This is a genomic window from Serratia marcescens, assembly GCF_006715005.1.
Taxonomy (GTDB): Bacteria; Pseudomonadota; Gammaproteobacteria; order Enterobacterales; family Enterobacteriaceae; genus Serratia; species Serratia montpellierensis.
In genome coordinates this window covers 415,875-432,461 of sequence record NZ_VFMJ01000001.1, presented here as the reverse complement: position 1 = coordinate 432,461, position 16,587 = coordinate 415,875, and the positions used below count along the sequence as shown (strand labels likewise).

The following is a 16,587-nucleotide window of genomic DNA, read 5'->3' as shown; positions in this document are numbered from 1 at the left end:
GCAGGACTGACAAGGGCGCCACAGGCGCCCTTTCTATTTTCAACTTTCGACGATCACCGTCGCGCAGGCATAGCGCCGTTCGTCGGCCAGCGAAACGTGGATCGCGGTGACCCCCATCTCTCCCGCCAGCTCGGCGGCGCGGCCGTGCAAACGAATATTCGGCTTGCCCAGCGCATCGTTGAACACTTCGAACTGATTGAACGCCAGGCCGTTGCGAATGCCGGTGCCGAACGCCTTGGCGGCGGCCTCTTTCACGGCGAAACGTTTGGCCAGAAAGCGAATCGGCTGCTGGTGCTGCTGATACAGCGCCCACTCGGCGTCGCTCAGCACGCGGCGCGCCAGACGATCGCCGCTGCGCTCAACCACCGCTTCGATACGCGCCATCTCGACGATGTCAGTACCCAGCCCGAGCACCGCCATTACCGGCGCGCTTCCCGCATCAGCACTTTCATGTCGGCAACCGCGGCCGGCAGCCCGCTCATCACCGCCTGGCCGATAATCGCATGGCCGATGTTCAGCTCGTGCATTTCCGGCAGCGCGGCAATCGGCTGCACGTTGTGGTAGGTCAGGCCGTGGCCGGCGTTGACCTTCAGCCCCTTCTCGGCCGCGTAGGCGGCGGCTACCGCGATGCGGCGCAGCTCGGCCTGTACCGCCAGCTCGCCCTGCGCTTCGGCGTAGGCACCGGTGTGGATCTCGATATAAGGGGCGCCCACCGCCACCGCCGCGTCGATCTGGCGATGATCGGGATCGATGAACAGCGAGACCAGAATGCCCGCCTGCGCCAGGCGCTCAACCGCCACGCTCATTTTGTCCAGCTGGCCGGCGACGTCCAGGCCGCCTTCGGTGGTCACTTCTTCGCGCTTTTCCGGCACCAGGCAGCAGAAATGCGGCTTCAGCTCAATGGCGATGTCCAGCATCTCGTCGGTCACCGCCATCTCCAGATTCATGCGCGTCTGGATGGTCTGGCGCAGCAGGCGCACGTCGCGGTCGGTGATGTGGCGGCGGTCTTCGCGCAGATGCACGGTAATGCCGTCGGCCCCCGCCTGTTCGGCAATGAATGCCGCCTGAACCGGATCCGGGTATTGGGTTCCGCGCGCGTTACGTAACGTGGCGATGTGATCGATATTGACGCCCAGCAGCAAATCAGCCATGACAACCTCTAAATACGATTTTCAGTGCCAGCAGTTTACACGTGGGCGCAGGGCGGCAAAAGGGGAAAAGGTCAGGCGTCGTCGACCGGCGTATTCGGCTGTTTGCGCACGAACTGGCGGAACAGTTCGCGGCTCTTCAACGGCTTGCCGCCGAGGTAGGGTTTCAGCGCCATGCGGGTGAAACGCTTGGCGGCGCGCAGCGTCTCGGCATCGGAAAACTGCCGCTCCGCCAGCGCGCGCAGTTCGCGCCCGGTGAAGCTGTAGTGATCCACCACCAGGCTGGCGATAAAGCCTTTCTCTTCGCGGTAACGATAGGTCATGGCATCATCCACCGGCAGGCCGCTGCCGGCGCAGTGCAGGAAATCGAGGCCGTAACCCAGGTGGTGCAGCAAGGCCAGCTCGAACTGACGCAGCGCCTGTTCCGGCGAGCTGTCTTCCGCCGCCAGCGCCTGCAGGCATTGCAGATAGTCGAAGAACAGCACCGAGTAGTTGGTTTCCTGCTCCAGCACGCGCGCCAGCAGTTCGTTCACGTACAGGCCGCTGTAAAGCATCATGCCGCTGAGGGGTAAACCGAGAGAGACCGCTTCGGCGTTGCGCAGCGTTTTCACTTCGCCGCGGCCGCCCCAGCGCACTAACAGGGGGGTAAAGGGCTGCAGGCAACCCTTCAGATTGGAGCGGCGGCTGCGCGCGCCTTTCGCCAGCAAGCGCACCCGCCCATGACCTTCGGTAAACAGATCCAGCATCAGACTGGTTTCACTGTACGGCCGCCCATGCAGGACGAAAGCGCGCTCCCAGCCGTCCACGGATCGTTACTTCAGATCGTCAACATAGCCCAGGCTGCGCAGCGCACGTTCGTCGTCCGCCCAACCGGATTTCACTTTCACCCACAGCTCCAGATGCACTTTGGCGTCGAACATTTTTTCCATGTCCTGGCGCGCTTCAATACCGATGGTTTTGATCTTGGCGCCTTTGTTGCCGATGACCATTTTCTTCTGGCCTTCGCGTTCGACCAGGATCAGTCCGTGCACATCGTAGCCACCGCGATCGTTAGCCACGAACTGTTCGATTTCTACCGTCACCGAATAGGGCAGCTCTTCACCCAGGAAACGCATCAGCTTCTCACGGATGATCTCGGAGGCCATAAAGCGCTGGGAGCGATCGGTGATGTAGTCTTCCGGGAAGTGGTGCTCAGCTTCCGGCAGCAGCTTGCGCACGATGCCGGCGATGGTGTCAACGTTCATCCCTTTCTCGGCGGAGATAGGCACCACGTCGAGGAAATTCATCTGCTGGCTGAGGAACGCGATGTGCGGCAACAGCTTGGATTTGTCGGTGACGTTATCGACCTTGTTGATCGCCAGCAATACCGGGCAGCGCAGGCTGCGCAGCTTGTTGACCACCATTTCGTCGTCGGCGGTCCAGTTGGTGCCTTCGACCACGAAGATCACCAGTTCGACGTCGCCGATCGAGCTGCTGGCCGCGCGGTTCATCAAACGGTTGATGGCGCGTTTTTCTTCGATGTGCAGCCCAGGGGTGTCGACGTAGATCGCCTGATAAGCGCCATCGGTGTCGATGCCCATGATGCGGTGACGGGTCGTCTGCGGCTTACGCGACGTAATGGAAACCTTCTGCCCCAGCAGTTGGTTCAGCAACGTCGATTTGCCCACGTTCGGGCGGCCGACGATGGCGATAAAACCGCAGTGTTGTTTTACTTCACTCATTCAAGCTCCAGCTTTTTCAGCGCTTGTTCCGCTGCCGCCTGCTCGGCTTTACGGCGGCTCGAGCCGGTGCCCACCACGGGCTCGCTCAAACCACTCACCTGGCAGTGGATGGTAAACTCTTGGTCGTGCGCTTCACCGCGAACCTGCACAACCAAATAAGAAGGCAACGGCAGATGACGCCCCTGCAAAAATTCCTGCAAACGGGTTTTCGGGTCTTTCTGCTTATCACCGGGGCTGATTTCGTCCAACCGGCTGCGATACCAGTCCAAAATCAGTCGCTCGACGGTCTGGATGTCGCTATCCAGGAACACGCCGCCGATCAATGCCTCCACCGTATCCGCCAGGATTGACTCGCGGCGGAACCCACCACTTTTCAATTCGCCTGGCCCAAGCCGCAGACATTCGCCCAGGTCAAACTCGCGCGCCATCTCCGCCAGCGTGTTGCCGCGCACCAGCGTGGCGCGCATGCGGCTCATATCGCCCTCGTCTACGCGAGGAAAGCGATGATAGAGCGCATTGGCGATGACAAAGCTCAGAATCGAGTCACCCAGAAACTCAAGACGTTCATTGTGTTTACTGCTGGCGCTGCGGTGAGTCAAAGCCTGCAGTAAAAGCTCCTGCTGTTGAAAAGTGTAGCCCAGCTTCCGCTGCAGCCTGTTTATTACGATGGGGTTCATGAGTTACCAATAGATCAAGAATGCGTCAAAAACTTGCAGCATACGGAACAGGCCTGCTTCGCCGAAAGCCGATCCAAAGCTGTTTCGTTTGCAGTGGCTCCCAGCAGGAGCCAACTTTTTATCGCTCGAGAAAGTATTCTACAACGAGTGGAAACATAATGCTGTGTTTATATCCCCTTAATCTTTCACGCCGCAGTAGGCTGCGGCGTGAAATAGACAGAGAATAAGTCAGCGATTAATGAATGCCGCCGATCCGGCTGAAACGTACGCCGGTAGGCCACTCACCTTCCTGCTTTTCAAAGCTCATCCAGATGGCCGTGGCTTTACCCACCAGATTCTTCTCCGGCACAAAGCCCCAGTAACGGCTGTCCGCGCTGTTGTCGCGGTTGTCGCCCATCATGAAGTAATGCCCGGCCGGCACCACCCACTCCGCCAGCGGTTTGCCCGGCTGTTGGTAGTAAGCGCCCACCTGATCCTGCGTGCCCGGCACGGTCAGGATACGGTGCGTCACGTTGCCCAGGCTCTCCTGACGCTCACGCAGACGAATGCCGCCTTGAGGCACGTTGTCGTTCAGCGGGATCTGGTAGAAGCCGTTGCTGGCCTCGCCCATGCCGCTACGGCTGAACAGCTGCACGAAGTCGCTCGGCTGCGCGTCGGCGTAGGTCACCGCCAACGCGGTATCGCAGGACTGCCCGCTGTTGCAGGACGGCTGCACCGTAACGCGCTTATTCACCGGATCGTAAGTAATTCGATCGCCCGGCAGGCCAATCACGCGCTTGATATAATCGAGCTTCGGATCCAGCGGATATTTAAATACCGCAATATCGCCGCGCTTCGGATGGCCGGTTTCAATGAGCGTGGTCTGGGTAATCGGATCTTTAATGCCGTAGGCATATTTCTCCACCAGAATGAAATCGCCAATCAACAGCGTCGGCATCATTGAGCCGGACGGGATCTGGAACGGTTCGTAAATAAACGAACGCACCACAAAGACCAGCAACAGCACCGGGAACACCGATGCGCCAGTCTCTACCCAACCAGGCTGCTTCGCCACTTTCGCCAGCGTTTTATCGTCTACGGCGCCCGCGGTCTGCTCGTTGACCGCCGCGATCTTCGCGCGGCGGGCCGGCGCCCATTTAAAGCGCTCGAAGCACCAGATGATCCCGGTGACCAGGGTGGCCAACGCCAGGATCAGGGCAAACATATTCGCCATGCAAACTCCCTCGTTTCGCGAACTCGTCGCGGTTACTTGCCGTCTTTACCGACGTGCAGAATGGCCAGGAACGCTTCCTGCGGCAGCTCGACGTTGCCGACCTGCTTCATGCGTTTCTTACCGTCTTTCTGTTTCTGCAGCAGCTTTTTCTTACGGCTGACGTCACCGCCGTAGCATTTCGCCAGCACGTTTTTACGCAATTGCTTCACGGTGGAACGCGCGATGATGTGCGTGCCGATCGCCGCCTGAATCGCGATGTCGAACTGCTGACGCGGGATCAGCTCTTTCATCTTCTCCACCAGCTCACGGCCGCGGTACTGCGAATTATCGCGGTGGGTGATCAGCGCCAGCGCATCCACGCGCTCGTTGTTGATCAGCACGTCCACGCGCACCATGTCGGAAGCCTGGAAGCGCTTGAAGTTGTAATCCAGCGACGCATAGCCGCGCGACGTGGACTTCAGGCGGTCGAAGAAGTCGAGCACCACTTCCGCCATCGGGATTTCATAGGTCAACGCCACCTGGTTGCCGTGGTAGACCATGTTGGTCTGCACGCCGCGTTTCTCAACGCACAGGGTGATGACGTTGCCCAGGTATTCCTGCGGCATCAGCATGTGGCATTCGGCAATCGGCTCGCGCAGTTCCTGGATATTGTTCAACGGCGGCAGCTTGGATGGGCTGTCGACGTAGATCACTTCTTTGCCGGTGGTTTCCACTTCGTAGACTACCGTCGGCGCGGTGGTGATCAGATCCAGATCGTATTCACGCTCCAGACGCTCCTGAATGATCTCCATGTGCAGCAGGCCGAGGAAGCCACAGCGGAAGCCGAAGCCCAACGCGGTGGAGCTTTCCGGTTCGTAGAACAGGGAGGCGTCGTTAAGGCTGAGCTTGCCCAGCGCATCGCGGAAGGATTCATAGTCGTCGGAGCTGATTGGGAACAGACCGGCGTACACCTGCGGCTTCACTTTCTTGAAGCCCGGCAGTGCTTTATCCGCCGGCTGACGCGCCTGCGTCAGGGTATCGCCCACCGGCGCGCCGAGGATGTCTTTGATCGCACAGACCAGCCAGCCCACTTCGCCGCAGTTCAGCACATCGCGATCGACCTGCTTCGGCGTGAAGATGCCCAAACGATCGGCGTTGTACACCTGGCCGGTGCTCATGACCTTGATCTTGTCGCCCTTGCGCAGCGTGCCGTTTTTGACGCGCACCAGAGACACGACGCCCAGGTAGTTATCGAACCAGGAGTCGATGATCAGTGCCTGCAGCGGCGCATCCGGATCGCCCTGCGGCGCAGGAATGTCGCGCACCAGGCGCTCCAGTACCTCGGGCACGCCGACGCCGGTTTTGGCCGAGCAGCGCACCGCATCGGTGGCGTCGATGCCGACGATGTCTTCAATTTCCTGCGCGGCGCGATCCGGATCGGCGGCCGGCAGGTCGATTTTGTTCAGTACCGGCACCACTTCCAGATCCATTTCGATCGCGGTGTAGCAGTTGGCCAGCGTCTGGGCTTCTACGCCCTGACCGGCGTCCACCACCAGCAGCGCGCCTTCGCAGGCCGCCAGCGAACGGGAAACTTCGTAGGAGAAGTCAACGTGGCCAGGGGTGTCGATAAAGTTAAGCTGATAGGTCTGCCCATCCAGCGCTTTATAATCCAGCGTCACGCTCTGCGCCTTGATGGTGATGCCGCGCTCGCGCTCCAGATCCATCGAGTCGAGCACCTGCGCAGCCATTTCACGGTCGGACAAGCCACCGCAGATTTGGATAATGCGGTCAGACAGCGTCGACTTACCGTGGTCAATATGGGCAATAATGGAGAAATTTCGTATATGCTTCATTATAAAAGTTTTTCTGCCTTGGTATTTCTGAATTACTCGCCTATAGAAACCCGCATGGACCTAAAGCGACAGTGAATGGGTTAGGCCGTCTTGCACCTGAATCGCTGCATTCTACATGCCACACCACTGAAAACCTAGCGATCGGTGCAGTGAAGGCATTCTATTATGCGCCGCTAAATGTTACAGGGCACCCCGGCGGGTGAAAACAGATGTTAACACGGGCAATACGGCCTGAACCCAAGGCTTGCCGGTGCTCCCTGGCCGTCAAACTCCGGTGCTAATACATAACCGGCCGCAGCGCAATAAACCCTCTCCGAAATTATAAGAAAAGAATATTTGGATCAACCTCTTAGAATTCCATTTCGCCCCTCTGCCTTTAGGAAAAACCCCATATACGCCACCACCGCCCCTCGGATAGAAAGGGCGTGAACTCCGCGACAAAACATGATTCCGGGCACGACATCGGCAGCCCACCGGAGTTCACCAGCATATCTGCGTACGTTGATTGGAAGGTGCATTATGATCGATAAAGGGCAAATGCTGAGCCGGCACGATTTTTCGAAGGTCAACTGGGGCATTCTGGCGGCGGCGGCGCTGCTGTTTAGCGTGGGGGCCGCGCTGTTGGTGCTGCCGCTGCTGAGCAGCATTGACGAGAGCGAGGTCATCACGCTGTTGCAGGCCGGCGCAGGCACGATTTTACTCGGCTGTACGCTGCTGGCGCTGCGGCATTATCTGCGCCCGACGCTAACCTATCGCCTGTACGAGCACGGCGTGCGGGTCTTTGACGACCATCATCACAAAGAGCGTTTCATCCCGTTTGAGAAAATTGGCGATATCTATCGCTTTCGTGGCGGTAAGGCTTTTGGCGGACTGTTTGACGTTACGGCGTTCCGCGCCGGCGCAGATCAGCCCTGGTGCACGGTTTTCAGCAATGTCGCCCATTCCTGGCGGCTGGCGGACGTGATCGTCGATCAACAGCTGCAGCAACGCGGGCCATTGGCGTTGAATGCACTCTATCAAGGGGAAACGGTGTCGTTTCACACCGTTGAGGGCAATGCACGCTGGCTCTGGCAGCTGCTGCTGGGCAAGCGGCAAGGCACGCCGACGGAAACGCTGCGGCTGAGCGCCACCTTGCTGACCACTGAACGGGGAAACGTGCCCATCGAACAGATCCGCGCATTGGAAAATCATCCACAGCGCGGCATCCGCTTGCTCGACGGCCAGGGAAATGTGCTGTTCGCCATCAGCGACGATTCGCTGCTCAGCGCCGATCTGTTCATCGCGCTGCTGGAACATATGATCCACAACCGCATCCCCGCCTATCACAACCCGGCGATGACGCGGCCGTCGGTTTAAATCAGCGGGGAATTTTCCGCCTGCATGCGCATCGCGGTAGGCGGCAACCCAATCTGCAGCACCACCGGCTGGTAATCGGCCTGCTCGCCCAAATGCCGGGCCAACCGGCGCGCCAGCATAAAGGCCACCCCGCCGCCCAGCACGGCGCCGATCGCCGCCGAGGCGTCGCTGCCGAAACAATATTGCAGCAAGGTGCCGCCCAACATCATGCCCAGCAGCGGCGTCAGGTAAACCAGCATGGCGGAGCGCAGCAGGCTGCCTTCCGCGATGCCGACCTCGACGCGCTGCCCCGGTTCGAGCGGCTGATCGATATGCACCTGCAGCTGATGCTCGGTTTCCGGCACCAGTTCGTTCAACGCGCGTGCGCCGCAGCCGGAGCGTGCAGTGCAGCTGCCGCAGCCGGCCTTGGGTTCACAGCGCAGCAGCGCTACGCCCTGTTGCCACGAAACCACCGTGGCCCACTCTTTCATCATTACGGCGATACCTTGAAAGAAATGCTGTCGGCGATGCGCTTGGCCGTAGCCGGCGGCAATTCGCCCACAATAGTGATTTCGTTGCCCGCGCGCACTTCGGTCTGAATGGTGCGGCGCCCCTGACGGTAGTACTGCTGCCCGGCTCCGCTGCCCGCCGGGCTAACGTTGACCGAGAAGCTGAACAGGCCGTCGCTGTAGAGCCGGGATTCGACCGGCACGGCAACGTTTGGCAATTTGCGGCGATTGCGCGCCACCTCGTCCACCCCGGCCGGCAGCCAGCCGGTGCTCCAGCTCAGCTGGACGTTTTCCACCGCCGGCAGCGACAGCAGCGGCGGCAGGTTGGCTTTGAGCAGCCCCTGCATCGCGCCCTGCACGTCGGCACCGACCGCGAAGGAGATCACCCGATACTGCTCCAGCGTTTCACCGTCGCGATCGAGCAGATCCACCCGCAGCGGCAGCTTGGTGTCCTCGTCCATCCAGACGATGTAGCTGTAGCGTGAACCGTCGCGCGCCACCACGCGCAGCACTTCACACGGCCGATCGGCAATGCGGGTGCTGCCCACGGAGATGAAGTCGTAATACTTGGCCAGACGGGTGAAATCGGCATAGACGATCGCCGGCAGCGCATCGACGATGTGATCGCCGGTAAGCGTGAACGGCTCCAGGCCAGGCTCGAAGTAGCTGATCCCGCCGCCGCGCTGCAACACTTCGCGGCGCGGGCCGTCCATATGCAACAGCTGGCCGAGCGGCACGTTGCCGATCACCGCATGGCGATAGCGCAACGACTCGATTCCCTGCTTGCTGATGCTGATGTAGGCGAGCTCGTAATTGAGAGAACGGCTGGCGCTGCTCATCTGTTGCAATAACGCCCCGGACGCAGTTGGCTGCGCCGGGGCGATGCTGGAATAGAGCAGGCTGCCCGTCAATAAACAAACGGAGAACCAGATTGGCTTCATTACTGCTGTTGCATTCCTAAAGACTGAGTTCCGGGAACCTGAATGGCAGCCTGTTGCGGGTTGCTTTGTTCAAGCTGCAGCTGATCCGAATGCAGGCGACGTTGCAGTTCATAGTCCTGCAGCATGGCGTTGATACGCTTGCGCTGTTCCTGTACCTGCTGCTGTTGGCCGCTGCCGGTGGAGAAGCTGTCGGCCGGAACGCCCAGGCTGACCGGTGAGGCCTGGCCCATGATCGGCAGCGTGGTAAAGGCCGGCGATTCGGAGGCATTCAATTGCGCAGCGGGCTGGTTGTAGTGCTGTACGCCGACGATCACCGCCAGCGACACGCAGGCCGCCATACCGATTTGCGTAATCTGGCTCGCCCAAGGACGCACTTTGTCCCAGAACGGCATTTTCTGCCAGGTGTGAGGCTGCGGCTGAGATTCCTGAACGGCAGAAGGCACCAACCGGGCAGGTTCTTTCTCAAGTGCAGCGGCTACGCGATCGGCGATGTCGAGATGCATCACTTGCCCGACATCACCTCGCAGTGTGTCACGTATCAGGTGATAGCTCTGCCAGCTTTGTTGAAGCGTTCGATCTTGCGACAGAGAACTCAACAGCTCGCTGTCGAACGATTCACCATCCATCAGAGCGGAAAGCTTTTCTTTCTGCATGCCTAAGTACCCTTCCTGTGCCCGCCATTGCTAACGCTGGATCAGCGGTTGAACTTTATTATCGATAGCTTCCCGGGCGCGGAAAATACGCGAACGTACGGTTCCGACCGGGCAATCCATGATGGCGGCTATCTCTTCGTAGCTTAGCCCATCCAACTCCCGCAGAGTAATCGCCATGCGAAGATCCTCAGGGAGCGACTCAATGGTACGGAAAACTATCTGTCTCAGCTCTTCTGACAACATTAAGTTCTCAGGGTTCGAAATTTCTTTCAGTGCGCCCGCACTTTCGTAATTTTCCGCATCGTTGGCGTCCACATCACTGGATGGCGGACGGCGCCCCTGAGCAACCAGATAATTCTTTGCCGTGTTCACGGCGATTCGATACAACCAGGTATAAAAAGCGCTGTCGCCACGGAACGATTCCAGTGCGCGATAGGCCTTGATAAACGACTCCTGCACCACATCGGGCACATCGCCCTGCGGCACATAGCGGGAAACGAGACTCGCCACCTTATGCTGATAGCGCACTACCAGTAGGTTAAACGATTTCTGATCGCCCTTTTGGACCCGCTCGACCAGAACTTGATCCGTTAACTGCTCGCTCATCCGAGGTAAACTCTCCCCAAATCCGTCTCCACGCGTAAAATTGTACTGCCAGCCATACATTATTTTCCTGAGCAAGCACTCGCTTGGAGTTCATATAGAACACGAAGTTCCATATCGCCATTGTTTTTTCTGTTGATGTCACCCTATCCGTGGCTTTTGCCCGGACAGTTAGGCTAACATGAAATTCACTCTTCTTCTGCACACATCATACGTTATGCAACCATCATCTGAACATGTTAGCGATGTACTGATCGTCGGCAGCGGCGCTGCGGGCCTGTCACTGGCGCTGCGCCTGGCGCAGCATTGCAAGGTTACCGTTCTCAGCAAGGGGCCGCTCAGCGAGGGCGCCACCTTTTACGCCCAGGGCGGGATCGCCGCGGTGTTCGATGAGACGGACAGCATTGCCTCACACGTTGATGACACTTTGATTGCCGGTGCCGGCCTGTGTGACAAAGAGGCCGTCGAATTCATCGCCGGCAACGCGCGCCACTGCGTGCAGTGGCTGATCGATCAGGGCGTGCTGTTCGACACCGAGATCAACGCGCAGGGCGAGGCGCATTATCACCTCACGCGCGAAGGCGGCCACAGCCATCGCCGCATCCTGCACGCCGCGGACGCGACCGGTAAGGAAGTAGAGACCACGTTGGTGGGGAAAGCAAGCGCTCACCCCAATATTTGCGTGATGGAGCGCCGCAACGCGGTTGACCTTATCACCTCGAATAAAATCGGCCTGCCGGGCACCCGCCGAGTAGTGGGCGCTTACGTCTGGAACCGCGAGCTGGAGCGGGTGGAAACCTACCGCGCCAAAACGGTGGTGCTGGCGACCGGCGGCGCGGCCAAGGTGTATCAATACACCACCAACCCCGATATCTCCTCCGGCGACGGCATCGCCATGGCCTGGCGTGCCGGCTGCCGGGTCGCCAACCTGGAGTTCAACCAGTTCCACCCGACCTGCCTGTTCCATCCGCAGGCGCGCAACTTTTTGCTGACCGAAGCGCTGCGCGGCGAAGGGGCTTACCTGAAGCGCCCGGACGGCAGCCGCTTTATGCCGGATGTCGACCCGCGCGGCGAACTGGCCCCGCGCGATATCGTCGCCCGCGCCATCGACCATGAAATGAAGCGCCTGGGTGCCGACTGCATGTATCTGGATATCAGTCACAAGCCGGCGGAATTCATCACCCAGCACTTCCCGATGATCCACGAAAAGCTGCTGACGCTGGGCTTCGATCTGACCCGGCAGCCGATCCCGATCGTCCCGGCGGCGCACTACACCTGCGGCGGCGTGATGGTCGATCAGCACGGCCGCACCGATCTCGACGGGCTGTACGCCATCGGCGAAGTCAGCTATACCGGCCTGCACGGCGCCAACCGCATGGCGTCGAATTCGCTGCTGGAGTGCCTGGTGTACGGTTGGTCGGCGGCGGAAGACATTCTGCAGCGCCTGCCATTCATTCAGCAGGCCAAACTGGTGCCGCACTGGGATGAAAGCCGGGTGGATGATGCGGACGAACGGGTGGTGATTCAGCACAACTGGCACGAGCTGCGGCTGTTCATGTGGGATTACGTCGGCATCGTGCGCACCACCAAGCGGCTGGAGCGCGCCCTGCGCCGCATCAACACGCTGCAGGCGGAAATCGACGAGTACTACGCGCACTTCCGCATCTCCAACAACCTGCTGGAGCTGCGCAATCTGGTGCAGGTGGCCGAGCTTATCGTGCGCAGCGCCATGGCGCGCAAAGAGAGTCGCGGCCTGCACTACACGCTGGACTACCCGGATTTGCTGCCGGAAGCGCTGCCGACCATTTTGCAGCCTTAAATTCTGCAACAGGGCGCCTTATCGGCGCCCTTTTCTTTTCAGTAAAACAGGTAGAAGTCGGTGATCAATCGGCGGAAATCGTCGGTATAGCTGCCATCGGCCTGTTTGATCGCCAGCGCCTGCTCCTGCAGCGGCGTTTCCCGCCGCGTCAGCGCCAGCAGCACCCGGTGCAGCGGCGTATCGGCCCGGTCGCTGACGTTCACTTTCGCCGCCGTATGCCAGCCGCTTTGCAGCGCCAGGCGTTCGAATTCGGCGCCAACGTCGTGCGGCAGCACCACGCAGAACGTCCCCTGTTCCGCCAGCAGCTGCGCCGCGCAGGCCAACAGCGCGCCGTGCGTCAGGGTTTCGGTGTAGCGCGCGTTGTGGCGCGCCTGGTCGCGGCAGGCTACCGCCGGCTCGAAATACGGCGGATTGCTGACGATCAGATCATACTCAGCGGCATGCCGCTGCGCATAATGATGAATATCCTGCGCATGCACGCGGATGCGCTGTGGCCACGGCGATTCCGCCGCGTTTTCGCGCGCCTGGCCGGCGGCGGCCTCGTCCAGCTCCACCGCGTCAATGGTCACTTCGTCGCCGCTGCGCTGTGCCAGCATCAGCGCGATGAGCCCGCTGCCGCTGCCGATATCCAGCACCCGGCGCGCCTGCCCCAGCGGCGCCCAGGCGCCGAGCAACACCCCGTCGGTGCCCACTTTCATGGCGCAACGATCGTGGGCGACAAAGAATTGTTTAAAGGTAAAACCCCCGCGACGCGGGGTAAAATCGGCTTTCGATCGCTTGCTCACACTCACCACCTGGCTATAAAACTGGCGTAGCATAAGGCAATCTGATCGGCGGGAAAAGAGCGGCTTTCCGCTTAAATAGGTGAAGATCGCGGCCAACCCGTCTATAATCGGCGCCCCAAGTAGAGGTAGACCATGACAGCAACCACTTTTTCCGAACTCGAACTCGATGATCGCCTGATCGACGCGCTGCGCGACAAAGGCTACGATCGCCCCACCGCTATTCAGGCCGAAGCGATCCCGCCGGCAATGGACGGGCGCGACGTCTTAGGTTCGGCTCCGACCGGCACCGGCAAAACCGCCGCCTTCCTGCTGCCCGTGTTGCAGCACCTGCTGGACTTTCCACGCAAAAAATCCGGCCCGCCGCGCGTACTGATCCTGACGCCAACGCGGGAACTGGCGATGCAGGTCGCCGACCAGGCGCGTGAACTGGCTGCTCATACCTCGCTGGATATCGCCACCATCACCGGCGGCGTCGCTTACATGAACCACGCGGAAGTGTTCAGCGAAAACCAGGACGTGGTGGTCGCCACCACCGGCCGTTTGCTGCAATACATTAAAGAAGAGAACTTCGACTGCCGCGCGGTGGAAACCCTGATCCTCGACGAAGCCGACCGCATGCTCGACATGGGCTTCGCGCAGGACATCGAAACCATCTCCGCCGAAACCCGCTGGCGCAACCAGACGCTGCTGTTCTCCGCCACGCTGGAAGGCGAAGCGATCCGCGAATTCGCCGAGCGCATCCTGAAAGAGCCGGTGGAAGTGGAAGCCGATCCGTCGCGCCGCGAACGCAAAAAGATCCTGCAGTGGTACTACCGCGCCGATGACGTGCAGCACAAAACCGCGCTGCTGATCCACCTGCTGCAGCAGCCGGACGTGCAGAAATCGGTGATCTTCGTGCGCAAACGCGAGCGCGTGCACGAGCTGGCCACCTGGCTGCGCGAAGCGGGCATCAACACCTGCTATCTCGAAGGCGAAATGGTGCAGGCCAAACGCAACGAGGCGGTCAAACGCATGATGGATGGCCGGGTTAACGTGCTGGTCGCCACCGACGTTGCCGCACGCGGCCTGGATATCCTCGATATCACCCACGTGTTCAACTTCGACATGCCGCGCACGGCGGACACCTACCTGCACCGCATCGGCCGTACCGGCCGCGCCGGGCGCAAAGGCACCGCCATTTCACTGGTGGAAGCGCACGACCATCTGCTGCTGGGCAAAGTGGGCCGTTACCTGAACGAGCCGCTGAAAGCGCGCGTGATCGACGAGCTGCGGCCGAAAACCAAGGTGCCGAACGAGAAGAGCAACGGCAAGCCATCGAAGAAAGTGCTGGCCAAACGCGCGGAAGATAAAGCGAAGAACAAAGAAAAGGCCAAGGTGAAAGTGCGCCATCGCGACGCCAAAAACGTCGGCAAACGCCGTCAGGCGAAGGCCAAACCGGCCGGCGACGCGGAATAACCACCGCTGCCTAAGAAAAACCGCCTTTACAGGCGGTTTTTTTATGGGCGTTTACTGCTGCGCGTAGTGCGTGGCCAGGCGATGCCCCTGCAGCCATTTGTCCAGCTCGCGGAACTGCACCTTCAGCTCGTCATTCTGCAAATGCGCCGGCGTTTGCGAGAAGTAAAACTGGAACACGACGCCCTGCTGGTTGCGTGCCCGGGCATCGGCCCCGGCCTGCAACAGCAGCAGCGCCAGGTGCGGCGCGTTAATCTTCGCCGCCAGATGCAGCGGGGTATCCCCCAGCCGATCGCTCAAGGTGGTGTCCGCCCCGGCCGCCAGCAACAGCCGCAGTTGCTCTTCGCGCCCGGCCAGCACCGCCGCCGCAAGCGGCGTGGCGCCGGTAACGGCATTACGCACGTTCACCTGCGCCCCTTCGGCCAGCAACAGCCGCAGGTACTGCGCGTCTTGCAGCATCGCCGCGGTGTGCAGCGCACTGTTGCCGTCCAGCCCCGCCGCCGCCGGGTCGGCGCCGAGATCCAGCAACGCCTGCACGCTACCCGGCTGCAGCGAAAGCACCGCCCACTGCAACAGCGTGACCTGCCGATCGCCCCGTTCGCGCAAGCGATCCTGCGTGGCCTGTGCACGGATACCCTGCGTATCGCCACGCGCCACCGCCTGAGCCAGCGCCAGATTGCTGCGGCCGTCAAACGGCGAAATCTCCTGCCCCATCTGTTGCTCCTTAGCCATCATCAGTAAACCGGTCACCGCGACCAGCGCCAGTAAGGCTATCGCCAGCGCCCGCCGCAAGCGACGCCCTTCAGGCATTGGCCTTCGCCTCCCACGGCTTTTGTTCCGCCATCGAGCTTATCACCTTGTCGATGCCGTGCGCCGTCAGGCTGCGATCCAGATGCTTGCTCGGCCGCCAGTCATCGATGCCGGTCAGGGTATCGTTGTTGGCCAGGGTGATGTTGTGGCCGATGGCGTCCGGGATCAGCGAGGTCGACTCCTGGGTGCTGGTCAGCATGTCATATTGCTCGCTGTAGCGGCGAATGCCGCCGGCTTCGGCATCTTTCTTCGCCGCCGCCGGATCGATACCCAGGCGATTCAGGGTGTAATCCGAGACCCCAGCCGCGTTGAAGGTGACCGCGACGGTACCAGTCGCCAGCGCAGCCGTGGCCGCCAGGCCACCGCCAAGCGAATGACCGGCGATCACCAGCGCATCGCCGAAGGCCGCCTTGGCGCTTTTGGCAGCGGCAACCGCCTGATTGTACTGCACATCGTCATAGCCCGTCGCCTGCCGCACGTTGCTCAGCCAGTCGCGCCAGTCGTTGGTGCCGGCGAACGCCAACACATACTGCTTGTCGTTGCTGTAAACCCCGGCCTGGAAACCGCTGCCCGCGTCGTGCAGGCTGGCGGGATCGATGCCGAAACCGAGCAGCGCGCTGTCGCTCAGGCGGTTGAACCCGGCAGCGCCCTGGCCGTTCAGTGAATAAACGTCCTTGGCCAACAGCGCCAACGCATAATCACCTTCCTGCGATTGTTGCCCCCGGGTCACGCCCGGCGCTGCCGCCGCCGTCGGGGCCGCCGCTGAAATATCGCCGACCAGCGTATTCAACAGATTCTGCGCATTGAGCGTGTTCTGAGAAGGGGTGGCCACCGGCGCCGGATTTGCCGGCGCTGCCGCAGGCTGCGCCGCCGTCGCCGTCTCGGCAGCGGCGCGAGGTGTAGGGATCGCGGCCACCGGGGATACTGCAGAGGTAAAACTTAAAGGCATACTCATGCCGACTCCTTGTCGATAGACTTTTTATTGAGCACCTGAATAGGTGCTGATTTAGCTATCGGCAGGTCGGATGAGTTCTGTATTAGAAATGCTTATCTTTGTACAGAATGTGATCCGCGTTCGGTTTTCGGCCG

The 16,587-nt window shown here is 60.5% G+C and carries 17 protein-coding genes; 3 read left to right on the top strand and 14 right to left on the bottom strand.

Features of this window, described 5'->3' with window-relative positions:
- Positions 1–39: 39 nt before the first annotated feature.
- From acpS to lepA, 7 genes are all read right to left on the bottom strand, one after another.
- Positions 40–420, bottom strand: coding sequence for a holo-ACP synthase (gene acpS / locus FHU12_RS02060; RefSeq protein ID WP_004929169.1), 381 nt, complete (start codon positions 418–420; stop codon positions 40–42).
- A complete protein-coding gene (gene pdxJ / locus FHU12_RS02055; protein WP_025303943.1) occupies positions 420–1,151 on the bottom strand; it encodes a pyridoxine 5'-phosphate synthase in 732 nt (243 codons plus the stop codon). Before pdxJ ends, acpS begins: the two co-directional genes overlap by 1 nt.
- A 71-nt stretch (positions 1,152–1,222) precedes the next feature.
- Positions 1,223–1,954 (bottom strand): DNA repair protein RecO, encoded by a 732-nt coding sequence (gene recO / locus FHU12_RS02050; protein ID WP_141967095.1) that lies wholly within the window; start codon positions 1,952–1,954, stop codon positions 1,223–1,225.
- Between the two features lie 6 nt (positions 1,955–1,960).
- A complete protein-coding gene (era, locus tag FHU12_RS02045) occupies positions 1,961–2,869 on the bottom strand; it encodes a GTPase Era (RefSeq protein ID WP_025303944.1) in 909 nt (302 codons plus the stop codon).
- Complete coding sequence (rnc, locus tag FHU12_RS02040; protein ID WP_004929158.1) at positions 2,866–3,546, bottom strand: ribonuclease III; 681 nt, start codon at positions 3,544–3,546, stop codon at positions 2,866–2,868. The genes era and rnc overlap by 4 nt, the downstream gene beginning before the upstream one ends.
- A 235-nt stretch (positions 3,547–3,781) precedes the next feature.
- The gene (gene lepB / locus FHU12_RS02035) at positions 3,782–4,759 is read right to left on the bottom strand and encodes a signal peptidase I (protein ID WP_033644122.1); all 978 of its coding nucleotides are present in this window, start codon (positions 4,757–4,759) and stop codon (positions 3,782–3,784) included.
- Positions 4,760–4,791: 32 nt separating this feature from the next.
- Positions 4,792–6,591: a translation elongation factor 4 gene (gene lepA, locus FHU12_RS02030; protein WP_025303945.1), complete on the bottom strand. Its 1,800-nt coding sequence runs from the start codon at positions 6,589–6,591 to the stop codon at positions 4,792–4,794.
- 519 nt (positions 6,592–7,110) lie between these two features.
- Between lepA and FHU12_RS02025 the strand changes: the two genes are divergently transcribed.
- Complete coding sequence (locus FHU12_RS02025) at positions 7,111–7,947, top strand: hypothetical protein (protein WP_141967092.1); 837 nt, start codon at positions 7,111–7,113, stop codon at positions 7,945–7,947.
- Here the strand turns inward: FHU12_RS02025 and rseC are convergent.
- Genes rseC through rpoE form a run of 4 tightly spaced genes read right to left on the bottom strand, consistent with a single transcriptional unit; the run spans position 7,944 to position 10,635 of the window.
- A complete protein-coding gene (rseC, locus tag FHU12_RS02020) occupies positions 7,944–8,420 on the bottom strand; it encodes a SoxR-reducing system protein RseC (protein ID WP_141967090.1) in 477 nt (158 codons plus the stop codon). The genes FHU12_RS02025 and rseC overlap by 4 nt on opposite strands.
- A complete protein-coding gene (rseB, locus tag FHU12_RS02015; protein WP_141967088.1) occupies positions 8,420–9,376 on the bottom strand; it encodes a sigma-E factor regulatory protein RseB in 957 nt (318 codons plus the stop codon). The genes rseC and rseB overlap by 1 nt, the downstream gene beginning before the upstream one ends.
- Positions 9,376–10,029, bottom strand: a complete 654-nt coding sequence (rseA, locus tag FHU12_RS02010) for an anti-sigma-E factor RseA (RefSeq protein ID WP_141967086.1) — start codon at positions 10,027–10,029, stop codon at positions 9,376–9,378. Before rseA ends, rseB begins: the two co-directional genes overlap by 1 nt.
- 30 nt (positions 10,030–10,059) lie before the next feature.
- Positions 10,060–10,635 carry an RNA polymerase sigma factor RpoE gene (gene rpoE, locus FHU12_RS02005; RefSeq protein WP_004929136.1) on the bottom strand — a complete coding sequence of 192 codons (576 nt, stop codon included), beginning with the start codon at positions 10,633–10,635 and terminating at the stop codon, positions 10,060–10,062.
- Positions 10,636–10,849: 214 nt separating this feature from the next.
- Between rpoE and nadB the strand changes: the two genes are divergently transcribed.
- Positions 10,850–12,451 (top strand): L-aspartate oxidase, encoded by a 1,602-nt coding sequence (gene nadB / locus FHU12_RS02000; RefSeq protein ID WP_185742267.1) that lies wholly within the window; start codon positions 10,850–10,852, stop codon positions 12,449–12,451.
- A 38-nt stretch (positions 12,452–12,489) separates the two neighbouring features.
- Here nadB and trmN read toward each other — a convergent pair whose 3' ends face one another.
- Positions 12,490–13,269: a tRNA(1)(Val) (adenine(37)-N(6))-methyltransferase TrmN gene (gene trmN / locus FHU12_RS01995; RefSeq protein WP_141967082.1), complete on the bottom strand. Its 780-nt coding sequence runs from the start codon at positions 13,267–13,269 to the stop codon at positions 12,490–12,492.
- A 99-nt stretch (positions 13,270–13,368) separates the two neighbouring features.
- Between trmN and srmB the strand changes: the two genes are divergently transcribed.
- Positions 13,369–14,691 carry an ATP-dependent RNA helicase SrmB gene (srmB, locus tag FHU12_RS01990; protein ID WP_141967080.1) on the top strand — a complete coding sequence of 441 codons (1,323 nt, stop codon included), beginning with the start codon at positions 13,369–13,371 and terminating at the stop codon, positions 14,689–14,691.
- A gap of 51 nt (positions 14,692–14,742) precedes the next feature.
- Here the strand turns inward: srmB and FHU12_RS01985 are convergent, their stop codons facing one another.
- Both FHU12_RS01985 and FHU12_RS01980 read right to left on the bottom strand, forming a co-directional pair.
- Positions 14,743–15,498, bottom strand: coding sequence for an ankyrin repeat domain-containing protein (locus tag FHU12_RS01985; RefSeq protein ID WP_141967078.1), 756 nt, complete (start codon positions 15,496–15,498; stop codon positions 14,743–14,745).
- On the bottom strand, positions 15,491–16,453 hold the full coding sequence (locus FHU12_RS01980; protein ID WP_025303953.1) for a Tle-like phospholipase domain-containing protein: 963 nt from the start codon (positions 16,451–16,453) through the stop codon (positions 15,491–15,493). Before FHU12_RS01980 ends, FHU12_RS01985 begins: the two co-directional genes overlap by 8 nt.
- Positions 16,454–16,587 lie beyond the last annotated feature (134 nt).

What these genes read in the sequence shown, in the direction of transcription:
- lepA (WP_025303945.1), bottom strand. Translation starts at nt 6,591, where the DNA reads ATGAAGCATATACGAAATTTCTCCATTATTGCCCATATTGACCACGGT.
- FHU12_RS02025 (WP_141967092.1), top strand. Translation starts at nt 7,111, where the DNA reads ATGATCGATAAAGGGCAAATGCTGAGCCGGCACGATTTTTCGAAGGTC.
- rseB (WP_141967088.1), bottom strand. Translation starts at nt 9,376, where the DNA reads ATGAAGCCAATCTGGTTCTCCGTTTGTTTATTGACGGGCAGCCTGCTC.
- FHU12_RS01985 (WP_141967078.1), bottom strand. Translation starts at nt 15,498, where the DNA reads ATGCCTGAAGGGCGTCGCTTGCGGCGGGCGCTGGCGATAGCCTTACTG.
- rpoE (WP_004929136.1), bottom strand. Translation starts at nt 10,635, where the DNA reads ATGAGCGAGCAGTTAACGGATCAAGTTCTGGTCGAGCGGGTCCAAAAG.
- lepB (WP_033644122.1), bottom strand. Translation starts at nt 4,759, where the DNA reads ATGGCGAATATGTTTGCCCTGATCCTGGCGTTGGCCACCCTGGTCACC.
- srmB (WP_141967080.1), top strand. Translation starts at nt 13,369, where the DNA reads ATGACAGCAACCACTTTTTCCGAACTCGAACTCGATGATCGCCTGATC.
- era (WP_025303944.1), bottom strand. Translation starts at nt 2,869, where the DNA reads ATGAGTGAAGTAAAACAACACTGCGGTTTTATCGCCATCGTCGGCCGC.
- FHU12_RS01980 (WP_025303953.1), bottom strand. Translation starts at nt 16,453, where the DNA reads ATGAGTATGCCTTTAAGTTTTACCTCTGCAGTATCCCCGGTGGCCGCG.
- trmN (WP_141967082.1), bottom strand. Translation starts at nt 13,269, where the DNA reads ATGCTACGCCAGTTTTATAGCCAGGTGGTGAGTGTGAGCAAGCGATCG.
- pdxJ (WP_025303943.1), bottom strand. Translation starts at nt 1,151, where the DNA reads ATGGCTGATTTGCTGCTGGGCGTCAATATCGATCACATCGCCACGTTA.
- rseC (WP_141967090.1), bottom strand. Translation starts at nt 8,420, where the DNA reads ATGATGAAAGAGTGGGCCACGGTGGTTTCGTGGCAACAGGGCGTAGCG.
- rseA (WP_141967086.1), bottom strand. Translation starts at nt 10,029, where the DNA reads ATGCAGAAAGAAAAGCTTTCCGCTCTGATGGATGGTGAATCGTTCGAC.
- nadB (WP_185742267.1), top strand. Translation starts at nt 10,850, where the DNA reads ATGCAACCATCATCTGAACATGTTAGCGATGTACTGATCGTCGGCAGC.
- acpS (WP_004929169.1), bottom strand. Translation starts at nt 420, where the DNA reads ATGGCGGTGCTCGGGCTGGGTACTGACATCGTCGAGATGGCGCGTATC.
- rnc (WP_004929158.1), bottom strand. Translation starts at nt 3,546, where the DNA reads ATGAACCCCATCGTAATAAACAGGCTGCAGCGGAAGCTGGGCTACACT.